Below are 25,418 nucleotides of genomic sequence, written 5' to 3'. Positions count from 1 at the left end.
AGGTGCGCGCGAGTGAGGGCGTTCATCCACAGAACCGCGTTCGGCCCGATGGCGGCTCGAACATGTGAACGATCCTGGTGCCTCCCCACACAACAGGAGGCAGACCATGACCGCACACACCTGCTTGAGGTGGCTCACGCTCGGCGGCGGGCTCGCCGTCATCCTCGGCACCCTCACAGGCACGGCCGCCGCCACCGTTTCCGAGGACCCGGGCGCCCTATGCTCCACACTCGTTCCGCCGGACTGCTCTCCCGTCGTCAAGATCAAGGGTGACCTCCGCACCAAGGGCGGCATCGCGGCCGCCGCCGCACTCAGACAGCTCGGCACCCCGTTCTCCTGGGGCGGCGGCTCCTCCTCGGGCCCCACCAGAGGCGTCGGCATGGGGGCGCTCACCACCGGCTTCGACTGCAGCGGCCTGACCCTGTACGCCTGGTCGAGAGCGGGCGTCCGGCTCGGCCACTACACCGGGGCCCAGTTCCGCCAGGGCCGCCGGGTCCCGCTGGGCGACCTGCGCACCGGTGACCTGCTCTTCTTCGGTGGCGGCTCCGGCGACCCCACCCACGTGGGCCTCTACCTCCACGGCGGAGTGATGATCCACGCCCCCAAGACCGGCGACGTGGTCCGAACCACCCAGTTCCTCAACTCCCCCTATTACCGCGCCGTCTTCCGAGGCGCGGTCCGCCCGGCATGACGCCCCACCATCACCCGCCCGTCCCTCGCCCAGACCTTGCACAGACCTCAACCAGTCCCGCGACCAGGGGTTCCAGCAGCTCCTGGTCCGCAGCCCTGGACGGCTCATACTCCGTGATCCCGAGCCCGACCACCCCGAACCGCTCAGCCACCGCCGTGACCAGGGCAAGCAACTGGTCAGGACGCAACCCACCAGGACTGGGTGTCCCCACGGAAGCGAAGATCTCCGGCTCCAGCACATCAAGATCGATATGTACGTACACAACCGGCTCCCCCGGCCCCCCAGCCGCCGCGATCGCGTCAACCAGCGCCCCCACATCGCCCGCCCGTCCCCCGAACGCGGCCTCAGCCGGTCGCACGTGCCGTACGCCTGCGCTTTTCACGAACGCCGCCTCGGCCGGGTCAAGGTCGCGGACCCCGGCGAGTACGACGCGCCCCGGATCCACCGCGGGCGTGGCCACCAGGCCAGGCGGTCCTTCACCGGTCAGCGCACGCAGCACCATCCCGTGGAACGCCCCCGAAGGAGAGGACTCAGGAGTGTTGAGGTCCCCATGAGCGTCGAACCAGACCACCACCAGCCGCTCCCCATGCCGCCGCTGGGCAGCGGCCACCGGCTCCAGCTCGATCCCGCAGTCACCTCCAGCGACCACCAGCAGCCCGCCGTCCACCAGCAGTCGGCGGTCCACCTGGGCGATGGCCTCCCGCACCCGCGCGGCCGTGCTCACCAGGTCGTCCTCGACCTCCACGAGCACCCGCTCATCGGCAGGCACCATGGTGGCCAGCAGCCGCGCCCCTTCCCGCAACCGCTCGGCGGTCGGCGCACCGGACCCCCGCCACTGTGGCACCTGGACAACCGTCACTGTGGTCAAGGCATCCCCCTCAACAAGCCGTTTTCTCCATGATGTCCGACGACCGGTGCTGCGCCCAACGATTTCTCTCGGCCATAGCGCCCGGCCCCGCGCCGCTACGATTGACTGTCCTTGACCCGCCGGTGACGAGAGTGGCAGAAGATCGGTAACGGGATCCCCCGCCTGAAGGCGGGGGCTTTCAGCCAGACCGGCTGAGGGCCCGCTGTTACCAGCACCAGCCAACACCCATTGGAGGTGACCCAAGTTGGCTACGTTCCACGCAGGACAGAAGACCGACCGATCTGTGCTTCCTCAGCAGCTCGCTCTCGAATTCGAGTCAGCAGACAACCCTGGGATCAGGGACGAAACGGGGCTCGGACACCGCACTGCGGTACCCGGCGTGGAACATGTGCGAGGGGAGATCACCGGCAGTACACCTGCTGCCGGTGGCGTCACCCCGGACCGTCAGGTCCGGGAGCCCGGCCGTGAGGCCGACCCCGCCGTGTTCGTCCTCGACAAGCACGGCACCCCACTACAGCCCACCACCCCGGCCAGGGCCCGCAAGCTCCTGGCCACCGGCCGCGCCGTCGTCGCCCGGCACACACCGTTCGTGATCCGCCTCAAGGACCGCACCGCCGCCGCCTCGCAGATCGGCGGTGTCGACATCGGTATCGACCCCGGCAGCAAGCACACCGGCATCGCCGTCTTCACCACCCACGCCGGTGAGCGCCAGGGCCGGTACAGCGTCCAGCTCGACCACCGGGGCGCCACGATCCGCAAAAAGCTGGAGCAGCGAGCCGCCTACCGGCGGGGCCGCCGCACCCGGAACCTGCGCTACCGCGCACCCCGCTTCCTCAACCGCACCCGCCCCAAGGGATGGCTGCCACCGGCGCTCCGGCACCGCGTCGACACCACCACCTCGTGGGTGGACCGCCTCGCTCGCTGGGCCCCGGTCCGGGCGGTCCACGTCGAGCGGGTCGCGTTCGACACCCACGCCATCAGCGCCGGGCGCCCGCTGGAAGGAGCCGAGTACCAACACGGCACCCTCCACGGCACCGAGATCCGCGAATACCTCCTCGCCAAGTTCGGCCGTGCCTGCTCCTACTGCGCCACCATGGGCGTGCCGCTGAACATCGACCACATCCGGCCCCGCAGTCAGGGCGGATCCGACCGAGTCTCCAACCTGACCTTGGCGTGCATTCCCTGCAACCAGGCCAAGGGAAGCCTGCCCGTCGAGGAATTCGCACCCAGGCGCGCAGCCGACATCCTGAAGCGCGCGAAGGCCCCCCTGCTGGACGCCGCCGCCGTCAACGCCACCCGGTGGGCCCTGTGGCGGGCCCTGAACGCACGGTTCCCCACCCGCACCGCCAGCGGCGGCCGTACGAAGTGGAACCGCACCCGGTGCGGCCTGCCCAAAACCCACACCCTCGACGCCCTGGCCGTCGGCATTCTCGACACCGTCACCGTCTGGCCGACCACGGTCCTAGTCGTCAAGGCCACCGGACGCGGCACCTACGCCCGTACCCGCACCGACAAGCACGGCTTCCCCCGCCTGCGCCTGCCCCGCACCAAGCAGTTCTTCGGCTACGCCACCGGCGACCTGGTCCGGGCATTCGTGCCATCTGGAAAGAACGCGGGCACCCACACCGGCCGCGTCGCCGTCCGGTCCTCCGGAAGCTTCGCCGTACGGACCGCGAGTGGCCTCTACACCGCCCGGCACACGCACTTCCGTCTCCTCCAGCGGGCCGACGGCTACGCCTACACCCGCCGACCCGAAGGAGCAACGCCCTTGCCCTCAGGCCGAGGTTCAACCGACGGCGGTCCGCCTAGCGGCGAATCACCTACCCCTGCCCTGCTCCGCAGGAGCTTCGTTTCCTCCCCCGGCTAAAGCCGGAGGTATCCACGAAGGAGATCTGATGAGTTCGGTGACCGTACGGGTGCCCGCGAAGGTCAACGTGCAGCTGTCCGTGGGCCCTCTCAGGGAGGACGGCTACCACGACCTGGTCAACGTCTTCCATGCCGTGTCGATCTTCGATGACGTGGTGGCGCGGGAGTCCGACTCCATCACCGTGGCCGTGACGGGCGACTGGGCCGACCTGGTGCCCGTGGACGACACCAACCTGGCGGTCCAGGCGGCCCGCGCCCTCGCCAAGCACGCGGGCGTCTGCTACGGCGCCGACCTGGTCATCCACAAGGCGATCCCGGTGGCGGGAGGCATGGCGGGAGGCAGCGCCGACGCCGCGGCGGCCCTGGTGGCCTGCAACGAGCTCTGGGGTCTCCGCCTGCCCGCCGAAGACCTCATGCGCTTGGCCGCCGACCTGGGCAGCGACGTGCCGTTCTCCCTGATGGGCGGCACCGCCCTGGGCACCGGCAGAGGCGAGCTGCTCACCGAGCTCCCCACCACGGGCACCTTCCACTGGACCTTCGCCATGGCCGACGGCGGCCTGTCCACCCCCAGCGTCTACGCCGAATGCGACCGCCTCCGCGCAACCCCGTCCAGGGGCTTCTGGCCTGAGGCTGATGCTGGGCTTCTGGCGGCGCTGCGTGATGGTGACCCCCACGCCCTGGGGCGCTGCCTGTCCAACGATCTTCAGCCTGCCGCCCTGTCCCTTCGCCCCGCGCTGGCCGTCACTCTGGAGGCCGGGCGTCGTCTGGGGGCTCTGGGGGCGATCGTCTCGGGCTCTGGCCCTACCTGCGCCTTCCTGGTCGAAGACGCCGCTCACGCCGCCCGTCTGGCCCAGGCCCTGCCCGAGCGGGCCCCCATCCGAGCGACGGCGACAGCCCACGGTCCCACCCCCGGCGCCACCATCCTCTGAGCCGTCCGTGAGTGCCTCGGTGACCGCTGAACGCGGGCGGAAGATGCGCTCGCCGTGAGCCGATACCCTGGGAGGCAATGAACCTGGTCAATCTCGAGTCCGTCTCCCATGCCTACGGACCCAAGCCTCTCCTCAGCGACCTCTCCCTCGGGGTGGAGGCCGGCGAGCGCATCGGCGTCGTCGGCCGCAACGGCGGGGGCAAGAGCACCCTGCTGAGCGTGATCGCCGGTGACGTGCGCCCCGACAGCGGCAGGGTGACGCACACCCGGGGCCTTCGGGTAGGCGTGCTGGCCCAGCGGGACCTGCTCGACCCTTCGCAGAGCGTGCGCGAGATCGTGCTGGGCGAGCTGGCCGAGCACGAGTGGGCGGGCGATCAGCGGGTCAGGGAGATCCTCGGCAACCTGATCGGTGACCTGGACCTCGACGCCAAGGCCGGCGAGCTGTCCGGTGGCGAGCGCAGGCGCACGGCGCTGGCTCAGCTGCTGATCGCCGAGCATGACCTGATCATGCTGGACGAGCCCACGAACCATCTCGACATCGAGGCCATCGCCTGGCTGGCCGCCCACCTGGCCGGCCGGAGGAGCGCGCTGGTGGTGGTGACGCACGACCGGTGGTTCCTGGACGCGGTCTCGACGCGGACGTGGGAGGTCGTGGACGGCCGGGTCGAGCGCTACGAGGGCGGATACGCCGCCTATGTGCTCGCCAAGGCGGAGCGGGCGCGCATCGCCCAGTCCGCCGAGGAGCGCCGCCAGAACCTCATGCGCAAGGAGATCGCCTGGCTCCGCCGTGGCCCTCCGGCCCGCACGTCGAAGCCCAAGTTCCGGGTGGAGGCCGCCCAGGCGCTGATCGCGAACGAGCCGCCGGCGCGGGAGAGCGTCGAGCTGCTCAAGTTCGCCGCCGCCCGGCTCGGCAAGACCGTGTACGACCTCGAAGACGTCACGCTGCACGCCGGTGGGCCCGACGCCGGGCCGCTGGTGCTCGACGACTGCACTTGGCAGTTCGGGCCGGGCGACAGGGTCGGCCTCATCGGCGTCAACGGTTCCGGCAAGTCGTCGCTGCTACGGCTGCTCGCCGACACGGTCGAGCCCGACTCCGGGCGGATCGTCAGAGGCAGGACCGTACGGCTCGCGCACCTGTCGCAGGAGCTCAGCGAGCTCGACCCGGGGCGCAGGGTGCTGGAGACCGTCGAAGAGGTCCGCAAGTACATCCAGGTGGGCAAGAAGGAGTGGACGGCCTCCCAGCTCCTCGAACGGCTCGGCTTCAAGGGCGAGGCGCAGTGGAAGGTCGTCGGGGATCTGTCCGGCGGCGAGCGGCGGCGGCTGCAGCTGCTCAGGCTGCTCATGGACGACCCGAACGTGCTGCTGCTCGACGAGCCGACCAACGACCTCGACATCGAGACGCTGAACGAGCTGGAGGACCTGCTCGACGCCTGGCCCGGCACGCTCATCCTGGTCACCCACGACCGCTACTTCCTGGAGCGCGTCACCGACCGCTGCGTGGCCCTGCTGGGTGACGGCAAACTGTCGTTCCTCCCCGGCGGTGTCGACGAATATCTTGAGCGCCGCGCCTCGGGTTCGGCCCTCACCGCCCGCATGGCCGAGGCCGCCGCCACCCCCGCCACCCGGTCCGCCCCCGCAGCTCCCGAAGCTGCCCAGGGGCTCTCCGTCAAGGAGGAGCGCGAGCTGCGTAAGGAGCTCAACCGCCTGGAGCGCCAGCTGGACAAGCTCGGCGAGCAGGAGGCCAAGCTGCACGCGCAGATGGCGGAGGCGGCCAGCGACTACGCCAAGCTCGGCTCTCTGGACGACCGGCTGCGCGACATCCTCGCCCAGAAGGACACCGTCGAAGCCGAGTGGCTGGAGCTCGCCGACCGCATCGGCGACTAACGCCCGTTTCCGCACGCCGCCAACCCCGAACCGCGCCGATTGACAGAGGTTCAGGCCAGGGCCGGGACGGGCGTGGGATGGGGTGGGAAGGCGCGGCGGCGGGCTGCGGTCACGGCGAGGAGGGCGACGGCGAGGAGGGGCAGGGCGGTCCAGGGGAGGGCGCCGACGCCGGAGGTCTCCAGGACGAGGCCGCCCGTCAAGGAGCCTGCGGCGATGCCCAGGTTGTAGACGGTGGTCTGCATGGAGGTGGCCACGTCCGCGTCGGCGGCTCCGGAGGCGTTGACCAGGGCGGCCTGCAGCAGCGTGGGGACACCGCCGAAGGCGACTCCCCAGCCGGCGGTGGCGATCAGCAGGACGGCCTGGGTCTGCCCAGCCAGCCCGAGGGCCAGCATCGCGAGGGTGATCAAGGCGAGGGCGGCCAGCAGAACGGGACGCGGGTAGCGGTCGATGACGGTGCCGACCAGCCAGATGCCGGCGACGGTGGACAGCCCGAAGACGAGCAGCACCAAGCCGGTGCGCCCGGTGCCGGAGAGCTCCGTGAGCGGCGCGATGTAGGTGTAGACCGCCTGGTGTCCCAGGAGGACAAGCACCGTGACAGTGAGCACCATGCGGATCCCCGGCCGGGTGACCACGGTGCGCAGCGGGCTCCGTACGGTGGGAGCTTCGCCTGGGTGGTCGGGCACCTTCCACCGCACCCAGGCGGCGAGGGCCGCGGCCAGGAGGGTGAGGGTGATGAAGGCGGCGCGCCAGCCGAAGGCGCCGGCCAGGGCGGTGCCCGCTGGGATGCCGAGGCAGAGCGCGACGGTGATGCCGGCGGAGACGATGGCGATGGCGCGACCCCGGCGCTCCGGCGGGACCATCCGGGCGGCGTAACCGACGAGCATCGCCCAGAGCGTGCCGCCCATCACGCCCGCCAGAAGCCGGGTGGCGAACGTCAGCGGGTAGGAGGAGGACAAGGCGGTGACGAGGTTGAACAGGGCGAAGCCGGCGAGTACGGCGATGAGCACCGGCCGGCGGGGCAGGCGGCGCAGGGCCGCGGTGACGGGGATCGCGGTGAGGCAGGAGGCGACGGCGTAGCCGGTGACGAGAAACCCGATCTGCCCTTCGGACGCGTTGAGGCCCTCGCTCAGCTGAGGCAGGAGTCCGGCGGGGAGCAGTTCTGTCGTGACGGCCAGGAACGCGGCCGCGAACAGGGCCAGCAGCCCGGCCCACGGCAGTCTCGCGGGCGGGTGATCCGAGGTGGACATGCGACCATGGTCAAACGTTCACATCAATGTGAAGGCAAATGCACCATGAGGAGTGGAGTGAAGGTGTCCAGCGCCATGTGGGTCGGCGTGGCGGCGAGCGGGCGGTGAGGATCGGCGAACTGTCCCGGCTCACCGGCGTTCCCACCAGGATGCTGCGTTACTACGAGGAGCAGGATCTGCTGCATCCCGGGCGATCGGAAAACGGCTATCGCCGCTATGGGCCGTCGGCGGTCCGTCAGGTCCAGCAGATCCGCGGCCTGCTCGACGCGGGACTCACCATGGAGATCATCCGCAGGCTCCTGCCCTTCCTCGACCGGCCCGAGGACATCCTCATCAATCCCCGGTGCCTGACCCCGGAGGTCGACGCGCTGCTGAGGGGTGAGGCCGAGCGCATCCAGCAGCGCATCGACTGCCTGGCCCGCAACCGTGACGCCATCTACGCCTACCTCGCTGCGGTCCAGGACAGCGCTTCCGGGGCCCGGTGACGCTCAGGAGTCGAAGGGGGCCAGCAGGGTCCGGAGTTGGGCGGCGAGGGCGTGCTGGTCGTCGGAGGTCAGGCCGCTCAGCAGGTCGTGCTCGCGTCTGAGCAGGTCGGAGAAGGCGGAGTCGACGCGGGTCAGCCCGGTCTCCGTCAGGGTGACGAGCACACCGCGGCGGTCTTCGGGGTCGGGGCGGCGGCGGACGAGTCCGGCCTGGGCCAGGCGGTCGATGCGGTTGGTCATGGTGCCGGAGGTGACGAGCGTGGCGCGGAGCAGCGCTCCGGGGCTCAGCTCGTACGGCTTGCCGGCCCGGCGCAGGGCGGTCAGCACATCGAACTCCCAGGGCTCCAGGTCGTGCTCGGCGAAGGCGGCCCGTCTGGCCCGGTCGAGGTGCTTGGCCAGCCGGGAGACCCGCGAGAGCACCTGGAGTGGCTCGACGTCGAGGTCGGGGCGCTCCGCCCGCCACGCCGCGACGAGCCGGTCGACCTCGTCCTGCGGATCCTGCGTCATGCGACGAGTGTACTGTCTTGACATCGAGATAAATATCTCGGTACGAATTATCTCTATGTCAAGAGATATCTGGGACCCCGATGTGTACGGCAGATACGCCGGTGAGCGGTCGCGGCCGTTCTTCGAGTTGCTGGCCAGGGTGGCGGCCGACGATCCTGATTATGTCGTGGACGCGGGCTGCGGGAGCGGCGAACTCACCAGTGAGTTGGCCCGGCGCTGGCCCAGGGCCACTGTGGAGGGGTTCGACTCCTCACCCGCCATGATCACCAAGGCGCGGGCGCTGGACGCCGCCCCCAGGTTCACCGTCGCCGACGTCACGACGTGGCACCCCGACCGGCCCGTGGACGTGATCGTCTCCAACGCGGTCCTGCAGTGGGTGCCCGAGCACCGCGACGTCATCGAGCGCTGGATCACGGCGCTGAGCCCGGGAGGCTGGCTGGCCTTCCAGGTGCCGGGCAACCACGACGCCCCCAGCCACGCGGCCATCCGCGCGCTGTGCGGCTCGCCGGCCTGGTCCGACAGGCTCGGCGACTACGACAGGGGAGCTCCCGTCGGCCCCGCCACCGAGTATCTGGACCTGCTGGGCGGCTGCTCCCGGGTGGACGCCTGGGAGACGACGTACGTGCACGTCCTCGACGCGCCCAAGGGCGAGAACCCGGTGCTCAACTGGGTCTCCGGCACCGCCCTGCGGCCCATCCTGGACCGGCTGCGGCCGGACGAGGCGAAACGGTTCACCGCCGAGCTGGCCGAGCGGTTCGAGGAGGCCTATCCGGCGCGGGACTTCGGCACCCCCTTCCCGTTCCGGCGGATCTTCGTGGTGGCGCAGAAATGATCATCGGACTGCACCACGTACAGCTTGCCGCGCCCGCAGGCAGCGAGCCGGAGCTCAGGGCGTTCTACGCGGGTGTGCTCGGCCTCCAGGAGGTGGCCAAGCCGCCGGCACTGGCCGAACGGGGCGGGGCCTGGTTCCGGGGGCAGGGGGTGGAGGTCCATCTCGGCATCGAGGAGGACTTCCGGCCGGCGGCGAAGGCGCATCCGGCGTTCCTGGTCGACGATCTGGACGAGCTGGTGGCCAAGCTGCCTGACGCGGTGCCGGACGCGCCGGTCGCGGGATTTCGGCGGGTCCATGTCTCGGATCCGGTCGGGAACAGGATCGAGCTGATGCAGCGCACCTGATGTTCACCTTCGGGTGACATCATGGATGAAAGCGGACAATTATGAGGTGTCGTGGGCATTGAGATCGAGGATAAGTTCGACGTCCCGCCCGATTTCGCGGTGCCGGATCTGACCGGTCTCGCCGAGGCCACTGGTCCGAAGTCCTTCCAGCTCGTCGCCCTCTACTACGACACCCCGGATCTGCGGCTGGCGGCCAGGGGAGTGACGCTCAGGCGCAGGCGCGGCGGCTCCGACTCCGGCTGGCACCTGAAGCTGCCCAAGGCCAAGGGGGTGCGGCAGGAGATCACGCGACCGCTGACCCGGACCAAGGCCGTGCCGGAGGAGCTGGCCGAGCTCGTCCGTGCCTACACGCGCGGCGCGGAGCTGCGGGTGGTCGCCGAGCTCGCCACCCGCCGGAGCGTGACCGTGCTGAGCGACGGCGAGACCAGGCTCGTCGAGGTCGCCGACGACCGGGTCAAGGGCACGTCCTTCCAGGGCGACGAGCCGATGGTGGTCCGGTGGCGCGAGGTCGAGGCGGAACTGCTCGACGGTGACCAGCGGCTGCTGGCGAAGGTCGGCAAGCGGCTCAGGAAGGCGGGCGCGACGCCGTCCGCGGCGGCCAGCAAGCTGGCCAAGCTCCTGGAACCGCCCGCCGCCCCCAGCGCGACCCTGGACGACGGCACCGCCGGCCACACCGTGCTCGGCTACCTGTCCGGCCAGGTGGCCGCCCTGCTCTCCCAGGACCCTCGGGTACGGCGGGCCGAAGAGGGCGGTGTGCACCGGATGCGGGTCGCCACGCGCAGGCTGCGCAGCGCGCTCAAGGCGTTCAAGTCCGTCGTGCGCGACACCGGCGAGCTCCAGGAGGAGCTCCAGTGGCTCGGCACCGTGCTGGGCGAGGTCCGCGACCTGGAGGTCATCAGGGCCAGGTACGACGGCGAACTGGCCGCGCTGCCCCCCGAGCTGGTGATCGGGCCGATCCGGACCCGGCTCTGCGACGACCTGGCCGAGCGCGAGCGGGAAGCCTACGAGCGGATCAGGCAGGAGCTCAGCGGCGAGCGCTACTACGCCCTGCTCGACGCACTCGACGCGCTGGTGGCCGAGCCGACGCTGGCCAAGGCGGCGGCCGAGCCGGCGGGGGACACGCTCAGGGGTGTCGCGGCGGCCAACTGGGCACGGGTGACCAAGGCCTACGACACCGCCCAGGCCATCGCCGACCCCGAGCGGCGCGAGATCGCCATGCACGACGTGCGCAAGGCGGCCAAACGCGCCCGCTACACCGCCGAGGCGCTCAAACCCACCCTCGGCAAGCCCATGGGCACACTCGCCAAGCTGGCGGAGAACGTACAGGAAGTGCTGGGCACGCACCAGGACGGGGTGGTCGCGCAGGAGAGGCTGCTCGCGGAGGCGGGGAAAGCCCGTGCGGCGGGTGAGGACACCTTCACGTACGGGGTGCTCGTCGGTCTCGAACGCGCGACGGCGCAGCGTGCGCACGAGGAGTTTCCCGGCGTCTGGACGGAGACCTGTGCGGCGGTGCGGAGCGTTCTCTGAGCGAGGTCAGGTGGTGTGCAGCTCCGCGCCGATCACCCGCCCGTCCAGCCGGTGCAGGACGGCGAAGGCTCCCTTGGCCAGGTGCGCCTGCTCGCCCCCGAGCGCCGCGAGCGGGCTGAAAGGGTCGAGCGAGCTGAGGGCGGCGATCAGGGAGGGCAGCACCTTGCCGTGGCTGCACACCACGGCGGGTGCGGTGAGCTCGCCGACCAGGGCGGTCGTCTTGGGCGGATCGTAGGTCTCCTCGCTGAGCAGCGGCTCCAGGGCGAGGTCCGAGCTGTACGGCCGCAGCGTCTGGACGCATCGGAGGCTGGGGGAGCTCAGCAGGATCTCGGGCCGGTAGGCGGGGAGCACCGTGGCCAGGACCGCCGCCTGGGCCAGCCCCTCGTCGTCGAGCGGGCGCCGGGCGTCCTCCCCCTGCCAGCTCTGGCGCGAACCGGCCGAGCCATGCCGGACCAGGACGAGCGGGACGGTGGACAGCGGCGCGGTGGTCAGCCTGCCGAGCAGCTCCACGTCCCAGGCATAGCTGAGCAGCTCCCGCGCCCGGTCGAGACAGACCCAGCGCAGCTCGTCCACCTCGTCGCCGGGCACGAACCCGCCGTCATCGCTCACCCGCGCCGTCCAGTAGTCGACCCTCTTGAGCGCGCCCTGGAGCGGGTAGTGGACGGCCGGCAGGGGGCGGCCGAGCGTGACGGTCAGTCCGGTCTCCTCGCGCACCTCGCGCAGCGCGGCGGCGATCACGTGCTCACCGGCTTCGAGCTTGCCCTTGGGGAAGGTCCAGTCGTCGTAGCGCGGGCGGTGGACGACGGCCACCTCCGGCGCGCCCTCCGCGCCCCGCCACACCACGGCTCCGGCGGCGCGCAGCGGGTCAGTCGTCGTCAACGGTCCTCCAGCGGCGGGTGGCGATGTAATGGCTCTGCAGGTCCTCGCCCTGATGGCGGTACCAGGTGCCGCTCGCGTCCAGCCACCAGGCGCTCGTGGTGTCGGCCATGGCCCGGTCCATCAGGTCGATCAGGTACGCCTTGTGCTGGACGCCGGTCACCTTGACCAGGGCCTCCACCCGGCGGTCGAGGTTGCGGCGCATCAGGTCCGCGCTGCCGATCCACACCTCGGGCCGGCGGCCCAGGCCGAACTCGTACACCCGCGAGTGCTCCAGGAAGCGGCCGAGGACCGACCGTACCCGGATGGTCTCCGACAGGCCGGGGATGCCGGGGCGCAGCGTGCACACGCCCCGCACCCACAGGTCGACCGGCACGCCCGCCTGGGACGCCCGGTAGAGGGCGTCGATGAGCGGCTCGTCCACCAGCGAGTTGGTCTTGATCCGGATGCGGGCCGGGCGTCCCGCCAGCTGGTGGCTGATCTCCCGGTCGATCCTGGCCAGCAGTCCGCCGCGCAGCGAGTGCGGCGCGACCAGCAGCCTGCGGTAGGCCGAGTGGTTGGAGTAGCCGGTCAGGTGGATGAACAGGTCCGTGACGTCCTCGCCGACCAGCGGGTCCGCGGTGAGCAGGCCGAAGTCCTCGTACTGCCTGGCCGTCTTGGGGTTGTAGTTGCCGGTGCCGATGTGGCAGTAGCGGCGCAGCTCGCCGGAGGGCTCCTGCCGGACGACCAGGGCGAGCTTGCAGTGGGTCTTGAGCCCGACCACGCCGTAGACGACGTGACAGCCGGCCCGCTCCAGCTTGCGGGCCCAGGAGATGTTGGCGTGCTCGTCGAAGCGGGCCTTGATCTCCACGACCACCACGACCTGCTTGCCCGCCTCGGCCGCGTCGATGAGCGCGTCCACGATGGGCGAGTCGCCGCTGGTGCGGTAGAGGGTCTGCTTGATCGCCAGCACCTTCGGGTCGGCGGAGGCCACCTCGATGAAGCGCTGCACGCTGGTGGCGAAGGAGTCGTAGGGGTGGTGCAGCAGCACGTCGCGCTCACGCAGCACGGCGAACACGTCGTCCTCGGCGCTGATGGCCTCGGCCGGGACGAACGGGCGGTAGCTGAGCTCGCCGCGGTCGAGGTCGGCGATGGCGTGCAAACCGGTCAGGTCCAGCGGCCCGGCGATGCGGTAGATCTCGTGCGGGGCCAGCTCCAGCTCGTCCACCAGCAGGTCGAGCACCTCGCGCGAGATGGTGTCCTCCACCTCCAGCCGGACCGGCGGCCCGAACCGGCGCCGCCGCAGCTCCTTCTCCAGGGCCTGCATGAGGTTCTCGGTGACGTCCTCGTCGACCTCGAGATCCTCGTTCCTGGTCACCCGGAAGACATGGTGCTGGACGATCTCCATCCCCTTGAAAAGCTGGCCCAGATGGGCCGCGATGACATCCTCCAGCGGTACGAACCGATCCTGCGAGGCCGCCACGAATCGGGGCAACTGCGAAGGCACTTTGACCCTGGCGAACACCGTGTGATCATTGGCCGGGTTCCGCACCACGACCGCCAAATTCAAACTTAGTCCAGATATGTACGGAAATGGATGGGCGGGGTCGACGGCCAGCGGCGTCAGGACCGGCCTGATCCGTTCCCGGAACAGCTTGCGCAGCACTGTGCGCTCCTCGCGCCCCAGCTCGTCCCAGCGGACGACCTCGATGCCCTCGGCCGCGAGCTTGGGCCTGATCTGCTGGTGGAAGGCCGCGGCGTGCCGTCTGGCCAGCTTGTCGGCGACGGTGGCGATCCTGGCCAGTTCCTCGCTCGGCTTCAGTCCGCTCTTGGTCCGGAGCAGCAGGCCGGTCGCCATGCGTCGTTTGAGGCCGGCGACCCGGACTCTGAAGAACTCGTCGAGATTGCTGGCGAAGATCGCAAGAAAGCGCACCCGCTCCAGCAGCGGCAATGAGGGGTCCTCGGCCAGCTCTAGCACCCGCTCGTTGAACTGCAGCCAGCTCTCCTCGCGATTGAGGAACCTGTCCTGCGGCAAAGCTAGATCGTTTCCGGTTTGCAGCTGCTCAACGGACATAAAGGAAATATGCCCCATTAGGTTGAACAGAACGTTAACGGGACCGCAACGACTTATTCCATCTGGTCAGGATGTCCAAGCCGGGCGGCCCTCTCGGCCAGCCTGGCCTCCCGCTGACGCAGCTTCTCCTCGCGCTCGCGTACCTTCTCGGCCTCCTTCAAGAGCCGCTCACGCTCCTTCTCGGCCTCCTTCAGCACCCTTTCGCGCTCTTTCAGCTCGCGCACCCTGGCCTTCTCCGCCTCGCGCAGCTCACGCTGGCGGATCTTCTCGGCCTCTTTGAGCTCCCGCTCGCGCACCTTGTCCAGCTCGCGCAGGTCCTTGTCGCTGCCGCGCGGTGCGGGCACCTTGGCCGCGGCCTGGTCGCGCGTGGCCGCCGTCGTGGTCATCGTCGGGGCCATCGCTGTGGCCTTGGTCATGGCCGGCTGCGGGTTGAGCCCGGTCAGGCCGTTCCAGGCCAGGTTCACCACGTGCGCCGCCACCTCCTCGCGCCCCGGCTTGCGCACGTCCAGCCACCACTGGCCGGTCAGGGCCACCATGCCGACCAGCATCTGGCTGTACATGGGCGCGAGGCCGGGGGAGTAGCCGCGGGCCGCGAACTCGTCGGCCAGCACGTCCTCCACCTGGCTGGCGATCTCGCTGATCAGGCTGGCGAACGTGCCGGTGCCCGAGGCGGCGTGCGAGTCGCGGACCAGGATGCGGAAACCCTCGCTGCTCTCCTCGATGTACTGCAGCAGGGCCAGCGCGGCCCGTTCCAGCTTGACCAGCGAGTGGCTCGCGGTCAGCGCCTCGGTGATCATGCCGAGCAGCTTCTGCATCTCCCGGTCGACGACGACCGCGTACACGCCTTCTTTTCCGCCGAAGTGCTCATAGACCACCGGCTTCGAGACATTCGCGGTGGCCGCGATCTCCTCGATCGAGGTCCCGTCGAACCCCTTCTGCGCGAAAAGCGTGCGGCTGATCAGTATCAGCTGCTCTCTTCGTTCTTTTCCGGTCATACGCCTGCGAGATCGGGATTCGGTCACGCTTTCCATAATGGCGGTGCCTACGGGAGTGCCGGGCATCGACAGAGCGGTGTCAGGCAATCCGCTTCGCCGCCAGCCGCTCGGGATTCGGCCAGCGTACGTTGTACACCCAGCCCAGCCTCTCGAAGATCCGGATCAGGCCGGCGCTCAGGTCGATCTGGCCCTTGAGCACGCCGTGCCGGGCGCAACTGGGGTCGGAGTGGTGCAAGTTGTGCCAGGACTCGCCGAAGGACGGGATCGCCAGCCACCACACGTTGCGGGACTTGTCCCGTACCTGGAAGGCCTCCTCGCCGAACACGTGGCAGATCGAGTTGATCGACCAGGTGACGTGGTGCAGCAGGCCGATGCGGACCAGCGTGCCCCAGAACAGCGCGGTCAGCGCGCCCTGCCAGGACCAGGTGATGAGCCCGCCGAGGATGCCCGGCAGCAGGAGGGAGACGAGGGCCAGCGCGCCGAAGGCCCGGTGCAGCTTCATGATGTCGGGGTCGCGGCACAGGTCCGGGGCGTACTTCTCGCGGTTGGTGCGCTCGGCGTCGAACAGCCAGCCCATGTGCGCGTAGAGCAGGCCCTTGGTCATCGACCTGAAGCCGGGACCGAAGCGCCACGGCGAGTGCGGGTCGCCCTCCTTGTCGGAGAACTTGTGGTGCTTGCGATGGGTGGCGACCCAGTCGAGCACGGACATCTCCAGCGAGAGACTGCCCGCGATGCCCAGGGCGATCTTCATGGGCCGCTTGGCCTTGAACGAGCCGTGGGTGAAGTACCGGTGCAGGCCGACGGTGACGCCGAGGCCGGAGACGACGTAGAAGACGGCCGCGATGGCGACGTCCGTCCAGCCGATCAGCCCCCATCCCCAGGCCATCGGCACGGCGGCCAGGATCGCGACGATGGGTAGCCCGACGACCAGGGCGAAGGAGACGAGCTCGGCCTTGGTACGCGGCTCCGGCTCGAACTCGGGCTTCGGTCCGGGTGTCGGACGATCGGCGATAACGGTCATGGGCTACCTCTCACGAGCTGTTTGAGAACTATGTCCGTCCTACGTCACCGTAACTTACGCCATCGTAGGTAAGGAAGGGCTAAGCCTCCATGACCGATAGGTGACGGAGTTTCGACGGGCGGGCGTTGCTTCCATGCCTTGCGGCGTTTCGGATGGCCTGTTATGGCGCACACCGACTCCCACCGTGCCCGTCAATCGGCGATCTAGTCCGCCCGCGGTGGATCCGGGCGCGTTAATCGGCGCGCACGCCGGCGCGGGGTCGGTATCGTAGGACGGTGTCGGACGCCACGGTGTCCGCCTGATCCCGGATCGTCTAATCGGCAGGACAAGTGGTTTTGGTCCACTTTGTAGGGGTTCGAGTCCTCTTCCGGGAGCTTTTAGGCCTTCCCTTCCGAAAGCCCCCCTGGAGGGGAGCCCACGGTGGCCAGGTATCCTCACGGTGTCGGCAGGGTTGCGGTGCGACAGCCCGCACATGACCCTGAGACCGTCCAGCCACAGGGAGCCTCAGTCCGTGAGTGTGCCGCGCCCGGCAGCCGTCATCGTCCTCGCCGCAGGCGAGGGAACCCGGATGAAGAGCCAGACCCCGAAAGTCCTGCATGAGCTGTGCGGCCGAGCCTTGGTCGACCACATGCTCTCCGCCGCCAGGGACCTCGGTCCCGAGCGGCTCATCGTCGTCATCGGCCACGCGCTGGAGCAGGTGGGCGCCCACCTGTCCGAGACGAGCCCGGACGCGCGCGCCGTCGTCCAGCACGAGCAGCGTGGCACCGGCCACGCCGTTCGCACCGTGCTGGAGGAGACCGGCACGATCAGCGGCACCGTCCTCGTCACCTACGGGGACGTGCCGCTGCTGCGCACCGAGACCATGGCCGAGCTGCTCCAGCGGCACGAGTCCGACGGCAACGCGGTCACCGTGCTCACCGCCGAGGTGCCCGACCCCACCGGCTACGGCCGCATCATCCGCGACCCCGGCGGAGCCGTGCTGGAGATCGTCGAGGACAAGGACGCCAGCCCCGACCAGCGGGCCATCAAGGAGATGAACTCCGGCATCTACGCCTTCGACGGCGACCTCCTGGCCGACGCCGTCAAGCGCGTCTCCAGCGACAACGCCCAGGGCGAGGAATACCTCACCGACGTGCTGTCGATCCTGCGCGGTGACGGTCACCGCGTCGGCGCGCACGTCGCCGGCGACTACGCCGAGGTCGAGGGCGTCAACGACCGGGTCCAGCTCGCGTTCGCCCGCAAGGTGCTCAACCAGCGGCTGCTGGAGCGGCACATGCGCGGCGGGGTCACCATCGTCGACCCCGGCAGCACCTGGATCGACGTGGGCGTGGAGATCGAGCCCGACGCCGTCATCCACCCCGGCACCCAGCTGCACGGCCGCACCGTGATCGAGGCGGGCGCCGAAGTCGGCCCCGTCACCACGCTGACCGACACCCGCGTCGGCGCGGGCGCCGTGGTGCGCAACGCCGTCGCCGACGGCGCCGACATCGGCCCGCAGGCCAGCGTCGGCCCGTACGCCTACCTGCGCCCCGGCACCGTCCTCGGCCGCAGCGCCAAGGCCGGCACCTTCGTCGAGATGAAGAACTCCCAGGTCGGCGAGCGCTCCAAGGTGCCGCACCTGACCTACGCGGGAGACGCCACGATCGGCGACGACGTCAACATCGGAGCTTCGGTGATCTTCGTCAACTACGACGGGGTCACCAAGAGCCGCACCAAGGTCGGCGACGGCGCGTTCGTCGGCTGCGACACCATGCTCATCGCCCCGGTGACGATCGGGGACGGCGCCTACACGGCCGCCGGCTCCGTCATCGACGGCGATGTGCCGCCCGGCGCCATCGGGGTGGCCAGAGCGCGTCAGCGCAACATCGAAAAGTGGGTCTTGCGCAGGCGCGCGGGCACCAAGTCAGCCGCGGCCGCCGAGCGGGCGCTGGCTGAGCAAGAACAGCGGGAGAGTGGCACATGACCGAGCTCGCCGAGGGCATCGGTAACGACGGCACCATGAGCACGAGGCCGACGGAGGAGGTCTCATGACCAGCCTCAAGCAGCCGGGTGAGAAGGCGCTCATGCTCTTCTCCGGCCGGGCCTACCCCGAGCTGGCCGAGGAGGTCGCCGAGCACCTCGGCGTCTCCCTGACCCCCACCAAACTGATCGACTTCGCCAACGGCGAGATCTACGCGCGCTATCTCGAATCCGTGCGCGGCTGCGACGCCTTCGTGCTGCAGAGCCACACCGGCCCGATCAACCAGTGGATCATGGAACAGCTCATCATGGTCGACGCGCTCAAGCGGGCCTCCGCCAAGCGCATCACCGTGGTCATGCCGTTCTTCGGCTACGCCAGGCAGGACAAGAAGGGCCGGGGCCGCGAGCCGATCACGGCCAGGCTGATGGCCGACCTGTTCAAGACCGCGGGCGCCGACCGGCTCATGTCGATCGACCTGCACACCTCGCAGATCCAGGGCTTCTTCGACGGACCGGTCGACCACCTGTTCGCCATGCCGGTGCTGGAGAGCTATCTGAAGGACCGGCTCGACCTGGCCAACACCACCATCGTCTCGCCCGACACCGGCCGGGTGCGCCTGTCGGAGCGCTGGGCCGACACCCTCGGCACCCCGCTGGCCTTCATCCACAAGAGGCGCGACCTCGACGTGGCCAACTCCGTGAAGGTCAGCGAGGTCGTCGGTAAAGTACGCGGCCGCACCTGCGTGCTGATCGACGACATGATCGACACGGCCGGCACCATCTGCAAGGCCGCCGACGCCCTGTACGAACAGGGCGCCACCAACGTGATCACGGCCGCCACGCACGCGGTGTTCTCCGACCCGGCGGTCGACCGGCTGAAGAACTCCCGGATCTCCGAGGTCATCGTCACCAACACGTTGCCGTTGTCGGAGGAGAGCCGCTTCGACAAGCTGACCGTGCTGTCGATCGCGCCGCTCATCGCCCGGGCCATCACCGAGGTGTTCACCGACGGCTCCGTCACCAGCATGTTCGAGGGCGACACATGATGGCGTCCGGTCCGGTGACCGGGCTGTAGACTGGCCCGGTTGCGCTCGTAACGCCTTCCGCTAGGGCGGGTGAGGGGGAGCGCAAAATCCGATCTTCCGCATCCCTAGGAGATGTCGTGTCCGAAGTACGTATCACCGCAGAGTCGCGCACCGTGTTCGGCAAGGGCGCAGCCCGCAAGATCCGCCGTGCCGCCAAGGTGCCCGCCGTCCTCTACGGGCACGGCACCGACACCAAGCACCTGACCCTGCCGGGCCACGAAGTGCTCCTCGCGCTGCGCACGGCCAACGTGCTGATCCGCCTGACCGGTGACGGCATCGACGAGCTGGCGCTGCCCAAGGGCGTCCAGCGTGACCCGATCAAGGGCTTCATCGAGCACGTCGACCTGCTCCTGGTCCGGCGCGGCGAGAAGGTCACCGTCGAGATCCCGGTCACCACGGTCGGCGACGTCAACTCCGATGGCCTGCTCGACCAGCAGCTGCTGTCCGTCTCCGTGGAGACCGAGGCCACGCACATCCCGACCGGCATCGAGGTCGACGTCGAGGGGCTGACCGTCGGCACCGTCATCACCGCCGCTCAGCTTCCGCTGCCCGAGGGCACCACCCTCGCCGCCGACGCCGAGGCCGTGATCCTCCAGGTCATCGGCAAGCCGACCGAGGCTCCCGCCGAGGGCGAAGGGGCCGGCGAGAACGGCACCGCCGAGGCCGCCGAGTAATCGTTGCGGGTCACGGGACAGCCGGCGTCGCCGGCTGTCCCGTTCCGCGCTTGAGGAGAGCACATGGACCGCTGGCTCATCGCCGGGCTCGGCAACCCCGGCCCTGAATACGCCGGCAACAGGCACAACGCGGGCTTCATGGTGCTCGACGAGCTGGCCGCCAGGGCGAGCGGGCGCTTCAAGGCGCATCGCAGCCGCTCGGAGGTGCTCGAGACCCGGGCCGCCGTGCTCGCCAAGCCGCTGACGTACATGAACCTGTCCGGCGGGCCGGTCAAGGCCCTCGCCGACTTCTACAAGATCGGCCCTGAGCGGCTGATCGTGGTCCACGACGAGCTCGACGTCCCCTACGGCGCGCTGCGCGCCAAGCTGGGCGGCGGCGACAACGGCCACAACGGGCTCAAGTCGATCACCAAGGTGCTCGGCACCCGCGACTACCTCCGCGTCCGCTTCGGCATCGGCCGGCCGCCGGGCCGGATGGACCCCGCCTCCTTCGTCCTGAAGGACTTCGCCACCGCCGAGCGCAAGGACCTGCCGTTCCTGGTCGACCGGGCCGCCGACGTGGTCGAATCGCTGATGGAACGCGGCCTCGAAGTCACGCAGAACGACTTTCACCGCGCCGATCTGAACATTTCCGGCCCTCCACGCTGACCGTTCACTGAGTTTCAAGGATTCTCAGTGATTCGCCCGTGGTGGGCGAAGGTCCTCGTCTGATCCGGGCAGCGGGTGCCCGGTGCGGGGTTGACGTTTCACGGCCACCTGCCCCGCCAGGCGGGGTCTTATGGTCGGCTCCACGTCCGTTTATGGTCTCCGGGCCACTCCCGGCGACCGTGCGCTCCACCAAAGAGGCGAGATTGTGCGCGGCGTTCTCGTCACGATCCATCGACAGGCCGCACCCCTCACAGACGTAGGTGCGCACCCGCAGCGGCAGTTTGGCTTTCACTACCCCGCAGGATGAACACGTCTTGGAGGAGGGGAACCAGCGGCTCGCCACCAGCAGCCGTCCGCCGTGCCAGCCGGTTTTGTAGGCGAGTTGGCGGCGGATCTCACCGAAGCCCGCGTCGGAGATGGCTTGGGCCAGTCGCCGGTTGCGGATCATCCCGGCCACGTTGAGGTCTTCGACCACGATGGTGCCGTACGTCCGTGCCAGGCTGGTGGTGAGCTGGTGGATGCCGTCGCGGCGCAGCGCCGCCACCCGATGCTCCGCCCGGTTGCGGGCGGCGTTCGCCCGCCGCCACCGTTGCGAGGGCTTCTGGCCGGTGCGCCGGTCGGGGCCGTGTTTGCGGGAGACCGCCCGCGACAGGCGGCGCAGCTTACGCATAGCGTTATTGAGGTGGCGGGGGTTGGCGATCGGCGGGCGTCCGTCGGAGAAGACCGCCAGCGTCTTGATGCCGAGGTCCACGCCGATCACCGCGACCGGCCGGGCGGGCGTTGCTGGGGGGCGTTCGGTGTGCACGGTGAAGCTGACGTGCCAGCGGCCCTCCTGCCAGCGCACTGTCGCCGAGGCGATCCGCGCCCCTTCGGTGAGGAGGCGGGCGATCTTGGTGACCCGCTCATGGGTTTTGATCCGTCCTAGCACCGGCAGCACCACGTGGTGTGGCCGTCCAGCCGGATCGTGCCGGTGGTGAAGCGCACCGACCGGGCCGCGCGGCGTTTGGTCTTGAAGCGGGGGAAGCCCATCGTCGGGCCTTTGCGCGTGCCCTGCTGGGAGTCGCGCCAGTTCGCGAGGGCGTCGGCCAGGCGGGTCAGCCCGCAGGCGTAGGCTTCTTTGGAGTTGCCCGCCCACCACGGCGCGATCTCGTGCTTGACCTGGTTCCAGCGTTTGCGCAGGCTGTACATCGACCAGGACAGGGCGGGGGTGAGCTGGTCGTCGGGGATGCCGTAGGAGCGCTCGGCCTCCCGCTGCGCCAGGTTCGCCTTTACCTGCGCCAGGCCCCAGTTGAACGCGACTCGGACTGCCCCGCAGTGCGAGGCCAGCGCGGCGGCCTGGCGTGTGGTGGGGTCCAGCGCGAAACGGTAGGCCTGCACGACCCGCATGACCACCCTTCCTTCGTGTATTCGAGAGTGTGTGCGAACGACTCTACCAGCATGACCGTACGTTGAGTAGTCTTTTGCATGCTTACCGTGACGGCGAAGGGTAAGGCAGATTGCGCCGGGTAGGCGCGGCGCGAAGCCGCAGGCCCCTACGGCGCTTCGTTATGCCGTCCACCAGTTCGCAGACCGCCGAGTCGCCTCCCGATCGCCACGTGACAGACCGCGATCGCGCTAGAGAAACCAGATGAAGACTGACGAACACTGATACGAACCACAGCGGTTACCAACCCCCGCATAGGGCCGTTCACGCGTTCTCTGTCGTCGCCGACCGCTACGCTTTGGTGACTGTCTGTTCGCGATCGGTCACTCGGAGGCGTGTGTGCACGACGGACCCCACGGCGAGGCCCGGTTGGCCCTCGTCGAAGCCGGTCCCGAGGACGCCTGGCGAGTCGGCCCGCGCGTGCCCCGCTGGGTGCGCGTCTACAAGATCCAGGCCCTGGTGGCCGACCTGCTCTGCGCGAGCGCGGGCTCGGCCGCCGCCTTCGTGTGCAGATTCGGCGAGATCACCGCCTACGCCACGCCTTACCTCCTGGCGAGCACGGTGCTGCCGCTGGTGTGGATCTGCGCGGTCGCGCTCAACCGGGCCTACGAGCCGCGGCTGATCGGCGTCGGCTCGGAGGAGTTCCGCCGGATCGTCCAGTGCGGCGTCGCGCTGACCGCCGCGCTCGCCATCGGCTCCTACGTGACCAAGACCGACATTGCCCGGGGCTACGTGGTGCTCGCCCTGCCGCTGGTCACGCTCCTCACCCTGGTGCTCAGGCACTGCCTGCGCCGCTCGCTGCACCGGCGCCGGGCGCGCGGCGAGTGCATGCGCAGGGTCGTGGCGGTCGGCCACGCCGCCTCGGTGGACGAGCTCGTCAGGCTTTTCCGCAGGGAGCGCCATCACGGCATGGAGGTCGTGGCGGCCTGCCTGCCCGACGAGGCCTGCCACGACAGCGTGGCCGAGGTGCCCGTCGTCGGCCACTTCAGCGACGCGCCCCTCGTCGTCGACCAGGTCCGGGCCGACACCGTGGCCGTGCTCGCCTGCCCGGAGATGGACGGCCTGGCGCTGCGCCGGCTGGCCTGGCGGCTGGAGGCCACCCGGACCGAGCTGGTGGTGGCCCCGGCGCTGATGGACGTCGCCGGGCCGCGCACCACCATCCGGCCCGCCGCCGGGCTGCCGCTGCTGCATGTCGAGCACCCCGAGCTGACCGGCGCCCGGCAGCTCGTCAAGAACGTCTTCGACCGGCTGGTGGCGCTCTCCCTGCTGGTGCTCCTGTCCCCGCTGCTGACCGGGCTGGCCATCGCGGTCCGCGTGACCAGTCCGGGGCCGGCGCTGTTCAGGCAGACCAGGGTCGGCAGGGACGGCAGGCTTTTCACCATTGTGAAATTCCGCACCATGCGGCGCGGCGCCGAGCGCCAGAAGATCACCCTCGTCAGCGACGGCGACGGGCCGCTGTTCAAGATCCGCAATGACCCGCGGGTGACGCCGCTCGGCGCGTTCATGCGCCGTCACTCACTCGACGAGCTGCCTCAGCTCATCAACGTGACGCTCGGCCACATGTCGCTGGTCGGGCCGCGCCCGCCGCTGCCGGAAGAGGTCGCCCGCTACGGCGACGACGTCCGCAGGAGGCTCCTCGTCCGGCCCGGCCTGACCGGCCTGTGGCAGGTCAACGGCAGGTCGGATCTGTCGTGGGAGGAATCCGTCAGACTGGACCTGCGTTACGTGGAGAACTGGACCCTCATGCTGGACCTGCAGATCCTGTGGAAGACTTGGTCGGCCGTCGCCCGCGGGCAAGGAGCTTATTGATGACGATTCGTGATGACCACGCCCTGGCCGCCGACCTGGCCACCGAGGCGGGGGAGCACCTGTTGCAGGTCCGCCGGCGTGAGGGTTTCGACGACCCCGCCGTGCTGCGGTCCGCCGGTGACCGGGCCGCGCACCTCCTGCTGATGGAGTCGCTCGCCAGGCTCAGGCCCTCCGACAGCGTGCTGTCGGAGGAGGCCACCCGCGAGGAGCGGATGGATCCGCGCCGGCAGAGCGCGGATCGGGTGTGGATCGTCGACCCGCTCGACGGCACCCGTGAGTTCGCCGAGGAGGGCAGGTCCGACTGGGCCGTCCACGTGGCGCTGTGGGAGCGGGGAGTGCTCACCGCCGGCGCTGTGGCGCTGCCGGCGCAGGGGCGCACGCTGACCACCGCCGAGCCGCCCAAGCTGCCCGCCTACGACGGGGGCAGGTTCCGCATCGCGGTGAGCCGCACCAGGCCGCCGGAGTTCGTGCAGAAGCTCGCTTATCTGGTCGGCGCCGATCTGGTGCCGATCGGCTCGGCGGGCGCGAAGATCTCCGCGGTGCTCACCGGCGAGGTCGAGGCATACGTGCACGCCGGCGGTCAGTACGAGTGGGATTCGGCCGCGCCGGTCGCCGTGGCCCTCGCCGCGGGCGCCCATGCCAGCCGGATCGACGGCTCGAAGCTGACCTACAACCAAGTTGACCCCTCACTACCAGATATTCTGGTTTCCCTACCGGACTTGGCGTCTAATCTGCTCGCCGGGATCCGGGACCTGCATCGATAACCGCCGGAGGAGAGCCCTCATGCTCCAGCGCGACTACACCACGTCGCAGCTCGACGTCCTCGAAGCCGAGGCCATTCACATCATGCGCGAGGTGGCGGCCGAGTTCGAGCGTCCCTGTCTGCTCTTCTCCGGTGGTAAAGACTCCATCGTCATGCTCCGCATCGCGGAGAAGGCGTTCTGGCCCGCCGCCATCCCGTTCCCGCTCATGCACGTCGACACCGGGCACAACTTCGACGAGGTCATCGAGTTCCGCGACCGCCGCAGCGCCGAGCTCGGCGCCCGCCTGATCGTGGCCAGCGTGCAGAGCTCCATCGACGCGGGCCGTGTGGTGGAGCAGACCGGCCGCCGGGCCTCACGCAACCGCCTGCAGACGACCACGCTGCTCGACGCCATCGAGGAGCACGAGTTCGACGCGGTGTTCGGCGGCGCCAGGCGCGACGAGGAGAAGGCCAGGGCCAAGGAGCGGGTGTTCTCCTTCCGCGACGACTTCGGCCAGTGGGACCCGAAGAATCAGCGCCCCGAGCTGTGGAATCTCTACAACGCGCGGATCAGCAAGGGCGAGCACATCCGGGTGTTCCCGCTGTCCAACTGGACCGAGCTGGACATCTGGGACTACATCCGGCGGGAGGGCATCGAGATCCCCGCCATCTACTTCGCCCACACCCGCAAGGTCTTCGAGCGGGACGGCATGCTGCTGCCCGACGCCGACATCGTGCAGCGGGGCGACGACGAGCCGCTGTTCGAGTCCGTGGTGCGCTATCGCACGGTGGGCGACATGACCTGCACCGGCGCCGTGCAGTCCGGGGCGGCGACGGTCGAGGAGATCATCGAGGAGATCGCGGCGACCCGGATCACCGAGCGCGGGGCCACCAGGGCCGACGACCGCGCCTCGGAGGCCGCCATGGAGGATCGCAAGCGGGAAGGTTACTTCTAAA

The 25,418-nt window shown here is 69.7% G+C and carries 24 protein-coding genes and 1 tRNA gene; 16 read left to right on the top strand and 9 right to left on the bottom strand.

Going from position 1 to position 25,418, the window contains the following annotated elements; translation table 11 throughout:
- Positions 1-106 precede the first annotated feature (106 nt).
- Positions 107-691, top strand: a complete 585-nt coding sequence (locus IEY87_RS29110; RefSeq protein WP_189141981.1) for a C40 family peptidase — start codon at positions 107-109, stop codon at positions 689-691.
- 10 nt (positions 692-701) lie between these two features.
- Here the strand turns inward: IEY87_RS29110 and IEY87_RS29105 are convergent, their stop codons facing one another.
- On the bottom strand, positions 702-1,550 hold the full coding sequence (locus tag IEY87_RS29105) for an arginase family protein (protein ID WP_225277780.1): 849 nt from the start codon (positions 1,548-1,550) through the stop codon (positions 702-704).
- 388 nt (positions 1,551-1,938) lie between these two features.
- Here IEY87_RS29105 and iscB point away from each other — a divergent pair, with 388 nt between their 5' ends.
- The 3 genes from iscB (at position 1,939) to IEY87_RS29090 (ending at position 6,237) form a co-directional block, all read left to right on the top strand.
- Positions 1,939-3,426: an RNA-guided endonuclease IscB gene (gene iscB / locus IEY87_RS29100; protein ID WP_229699398.1), complete on the top strand. Its 1,488-nt coding sequence runs from the start codon at positions 1,939-1,941 to the stop codon at positions 3,424-3,426.
- A 28-nt stretch (positions 3,427-3,454) separates the two neighbouring features.
- On the top strand, positions 3,455-4,354 hold the full coding sequence (locus IEY87_RS29095; protein ID WP_189141980.1) for a 4-(cytidine 5'-diphospho)-2-C-methyl-D-erythritol kinase: 900 nt from the start codon (positions 3,455-3,457) through the stop codon (positions 4,352-4,354).
- A gap of 77 nt (positions 4,355-4,431) precedes the next feature.
- Positions 4,432-6,237, top strand: coding sequence for an ABC-F family ATP-binding cassette domain-containing protein (locus IEY87_RS29090; protein WP_189141979.1), 1,806 nt, complete (start codon positions 4,432-4,434; stop codon positions 6,235-6,237).
- 50 nt (positions 6,238-6,287) lie between these two features.
- On the opposite strand, the gene IEY87_RS29085 is transcribed toward IEY87_RS29090, so the two are convergent.
- On the bottom strand, positions 6,288-7,484 hold the full coding sequence (locus IEY87_RS29085; protein ID WP_189141978.1) for an MFS transporter: 1,197 nt from the start codon (positions 7,482-7,484) through the stop codon (positions 6,288-6,290).
- 77 nt (positions 7,485-7,561) lie between these two features.
- Here IEY87_RS29085 and IEY87_RS29080 point away from each other — a divergent pair, with 77 nt between their 5' ends.
- Positions 7,562-7,969 (top strand): MerR family transcriptional regulator, encoded by a 408-nt coding sequence (locus IEY87_RS29080; RefSeq protein ID WP_268241364.1) that lies wholly within the window; start codon positions 7,562-7,564, stop codon positions 7,967-7,969.
- Between the two features lie 3 nt (positions 7,970-7,972).
- Here IEY87_RS29080 and IEY87_RS29075 read toward each other — a convergent pair whose 3' ends face one another.
- Positions 7,973-8,473: a MarR family winged helix-turn-helix transcriptional regulator gene (locus IEY87_RS29075; protein ID WP_189141977.1), complete on the bottom strand. Its 501-nt coding sequence runs from the start codon at positions 8,471-8,473 to the stop codon at positions 7,973-7,975.
- 55 nt (positions 8,474-8,528) lie between these two features.
- Between IEY87_RS29075 and IEY87_RS29070 the strand changes: the two genes are divergently transcribed.
- Genes IEY87_RS29070 through IEY87_RS29060 form a run of 3 tightly spaced genes read left to right on the top strand, consistent with a single transcriptional unit; the run spans position 8,529 to position 11,176 of the window.
- Complete coding sequence (locus tag IEY87_RS29070) at positions 8,529-9,305, top strand: trans-aconitate 2-methyltransferase (RefSeq protein ID WP_225277742.1); 777 nt, start codon at positions 8,529-8,531, stop codon at positions 9,303-9,305.
- Positions 9,302-9,649, top strand: a complete 348-nt coding sequence (locus IEY87_RS29065) for a VOC family protein (protein ID WP_189141976.1) — start codon at positions 9,302-9,304, stop codon at positions 9,647-9,649. Before IEY87_RS29070 ends, IEY87_RS29065 begins: the two co-directional genes overlap by 4 nt.
- 51 nt (positions 9,650-9,700) lie before the next feature.
- Positions 9,701-11,176 carry a CYTH and CHAD domain-containing protein gene (locus IEY87_RS29060; protein ID WP_189141975.1) on the top strand — a complete coding sequence of 492 codons (1,476 nt, stop codon included), beginning with the start codon at positions 9,701-9,703 and terminating at the stop codon, positions 11,174-11,176.
- A 6-nt stretch (positions 11,177-11,182) separates the two neighbouring features.
- Here the strand turns inward: IEY87_RS29060 and IEY87_RS29055 are convergent, their stop codons facing one another.
- From IEY87_RS29055 to IEY87_RS29040, 4 genes are all read right to left on the bottom strand, one after another.
- A complete protein-coding gene (locus tag IEY87_RS29055) occupies positions 11,183-12,055 on the bottom strand; it encodes an NUDIX hydrolase (RefSeq protein ID WP_189141974.1) in 873 nt (290 codons plus the stop codon).
- Positions 12,042-14,105: an RNA degradosome polyphosphate kinase gene (locus IEY87_RS29050; protein WP_189141973.1), complete on the bottom strand. Its 2,064-nt coding sequence runs from the start codon at positions 14,103-14,105 to the stop codon at positions 12,042-12,044. Before IEY87_RS29050 ends, IEY87_RS29055 begins: the two co-directional genes overlap by 14 nt.
- 53 nt (positions 14,106-14,158) lie before the next feature.
- Positions 14,159-15,100 (bottom strand): TetR/AcrR family transcriptional regulator, encoded by a 942-nt coding sequence (locus tag IEY87_RS29045; RefSeq protein ID WP_189141972.1) that lies wholly within the window; start codon positions 15,098-15,100, stop codon positions 14,159-14,161.
- 79 nt (positions 15,101-15,179) lie between these two features.
- The gene (locus IEY87_RS29040) at positions 15,180-16,121 is read right to left on the bottom strand and encodes an acyl-CoA desaturase (RefSeq protein ID WP_189141971.1); all 942 of its coding nucleotides are present in this window, start codon (positions 16,119-16,121) and stop codon (positions 15,180-15,182) included.
- 302 nt (positions 16,122-16,423) lie between these two features.
- Between IEY87_RS29040 and IEY87_RS29035 the strand changes: the two genes are divergently transcribed.
- The 5 genes from IEY87_RS29035 to pth all read left to right on the top strand — a co-directional run bounded on the left by IEY87_RS29035 (position 16,424) and on the right by pth (position 20,487).
- A tRNA-Gln gene (locus IEY87_RS29035) sits at positions 16,424-16,495 on the top strand.
- A 137-nt stretch (positions 16,496-16,632) separates the two neighbouring features.
- On the top strand, positions 16,633-18,084 hold the full coding sequence (gene glmU / locus IEY87_RS29030; RefSeq protein WP_189141970.1) for a bifunctional UDP-N-acetylglucosamine diphosphorylase/glucosamine-1-phosphate N-acetyltransferase GlmU: 1,452 nt from the start codon (positions 16,633-16,635) through the stop codon (positions 18,082-18,084).
- Positions 18,085-18,148: 64 nt separating this feature from the next.
- A complete protein-coding gene (locus IEY87_RS29025; protein WP_189141969.1) occupies positions 18,149-19,126 on the top strand; it encodes a ribose-phosphate diphosphokinase in 978 nt (325 codons plus the stop codon).
- A 116-nt stretch (positions 19,127-19,242) separates the two neighbouring features.
- Positions 19,243-19,839: a 50S ribosomal protein L25/general stress protein Ctc gene (locus tag IEY87_RS29020; protein WP_189141968.1), complete on the top strand. Its 597-nt coding sequence runs from the start codon at positions 19,243-19,245 to the stop codon at positions 19,837-19,839.
- A gap of 63 nt (positions 19,840-19,902) precedes the next feature.
- A complete protein-coding gene (gene pth / locus IEY87_RS29015) occupies positions 19,903-20,487 on the top strand; it encodes an aminoacyl-tRNA hydrolase (RefSeq protein ID WP_189141967.1) in 585 nt (194 codons plus the stop codon).
- A 4-nt stretch (positions 20,488-20,491) separates the two neighbouring features.
- Here pth and IEY87_RS29010 read toward each other — a convergent pair whose 3' ends face one another.
- Together IEY87_RS29010 and IEY87_RS29005 are read right to left on the bottom strand one after the other, a co-directional pair.
- Positions 20,492-21,415, bottom strand: a complete 924-nt coding sequence (locus tag IEY87_RS29010; protein ID WP_189141966.1) for an RNA-guided endonuclease TnpB family protein — start codon at positions 21,413-21,415, stop codon at positions 20,492-20,494.
- Positions 21,409-21,873 carry a helix-turn-helix domain-containing protein gene (locus tag IEY87_RS29005; protein WP_189141965.1) on the bottom strand — a complete coding sequence of 155 codons (465 nt, stop codon included), beginning with the start codon at positions 21,871-21,873 and terminating at the stop codon, positions 21,409-21,411. The genes IEY87_RS29010 and IEY87_RS29005 overlap by 7 nt, the downstream gene beginning before the upstream one ends.
- Positions 21,874-22,279: 406 nt before the next feature.
- On the opposite strand from IEY87_RS29005, the gene IEY87_RS29000 reads away from it, so the two are divergent.
- From IEY87_RS29000 to cysD, 3 genes are read left to right on the top strand one after another with little or no spacing between them, the layout of a single operon-like run.
- Positions 22,280-23,719, top strand: coding sequence for a sugar transferase (locus IEY87_RS29000; protein WP_372462270.1), 1,440 nt, complete (start codon positions 22,280-22,282; stop codon positions 23,717-23,719).
- Entirely contained in the window at positions 23,719-24,483 is a 765-nt protein-coding gene (locus IEY87_RS28995) for a 3'(2'),5'-bisphosphate nucleotidase CysQ (RefSeq protein WP_189141964.1), read from the top strand. Before IEY87_RS29000 ends, IEY87_RS28995 begins: the two co-directional genes overlap by 1 nt.
- 19 nt (positions 24,484-24,502) lie before the next feature.
- The gene (gene cysD / locus IEY87_RS28990; protein ID WP_189141963.1) at positions 24,503-25,417 is read left to right on the top strand and encodes a sulfate adenylyltransferase subunit CysD; all 915 of its coding nucleotides are present in this window, start codon (positions 24,503-24,505) and stop codon (positions 25,415-25,417) included.
- Position 25,418 lies beyond the last annotated feature (1 nt).

Source organism: Nonomuraea glycinis (assembly GCF_014646515.1).
Lineage (GTDB): Bacteria > Actinomycetota > Actinomycetes > Streptosporangiales > Streptosporangiaceae > Nonomuraea > Nonomuraea glycinis.
This window is presented reverse-complemented; position numbering and strand designations above follow the sequence as displayed.

Excerpts from the sequence above, each read along its gene's own strand:
- IEY87_RS29095 (WP_189141980.1), top strand. The coding sequence starts at position 3,455 with ATGAGTTCGGTGACCGTACGGGTGCCCGCGAAGGTCAACGTGCAGCTG.
- IEY87_RS29040 (WP_189141971.1), bottom strand. The coding sequence starts at position 16,121 with ATGACCGTTATCGCCGATCGTCCGACACCCGGACCGAAGCCCGAGTTC.
- IEY87_RS29065 (WP_189141976.1), top strand. The coding sequence starts at position 9,302 with ATGATCATCGGACTGCACCACGTACAGCTTGCCGCGCCCGCAGGCAGC.
- cysD (WP_189141963.1), top strand. The coding sequence starts at position 24,503 with ATGCTCCAGCGCGACTACACCACGTCGCAGCTCGACGTCCTCGAAGCC.
- IEY87_RS29110 (WP_189141981.1), top strand. The coding sequence starts at position 107 with ATGACCGCACACACCTGCTTGAGGTGGCTCACGCTCGGCGGCGGGCTC.
- IEY87_RS29070 (WP_225277742.1), top strand. The coding sequence starts at position 8,529 with ATGTCAAGAGATATCTGGGACCCCGATGTGTACGGCAGATACGCCGGT.
- IEY87_RS29025 (WP_189141969.1), top strand. The coding sequence starts at position 18,149 with ATGACCAGCCTCAAGCAGCCGGGTGAGAAGGCGCTCATGCTCTTCTCC.
- IEY87_RS28995 (WP_189141964.1), top strand. The coding sequence starts at position 23,719 with ATGACGATTCGTGATGACCACGCCCTGGCCGCCGACCTGGCCACCGAG.
- IEY87_RS29090 (WP_189141979.1), top strand. The coding sequence starts at position 4,432 with ATGAACCTGGTCAATCTCGAGTCCGTCTCCCATGCCTACGGACCCAAG.
- IEY87_RS29085 (WP_189141978.1), bottom strand. The coding sequence starts at position 7,484 with ATGTCCACCTCGGATCACCCGCCCGCGAGACTGCCGTGGGCCGGGCTG.
- pth (WP_189141967.1), top strand. The coding sequence starts at position 19,903 with ATGGACCGCTGGCTCATCGCCGGGCTCGGCAACCCCGGCCCTGAATAC.
- IEY87_RS29075 (WP_189141977.1), bottom strand. The coding sequence starts at position 8,473 with ATGACGCAGGATCCGCAGGACGAGGTCGACCGGCTCGTCGCGGCGTGG.
- IEY87_RS29045 (WP_189141972.1), bottom strand. The coding sequence starts at position 15,100 with ATGACCGGAAAAGAACGAAGAGAGCAGCTGATACTGATCAGCCGCACG.
- IEY87_RS29050 (WP_189141973.1), bottom strand. The coding sequence starts at position 14,105 with ATGTCCGTTGAGCAGCTGCAAACCGGAAACGATCTAGCTTTGCCGCAG.
- IEY87_RS29005 (WP_189141965.1), bottom strand. The coding sequence starts at position 21,873 with ATGCGGGTCGTGCAGGCCTACCGTTTCGCGCTGGACCCCACCACACGC.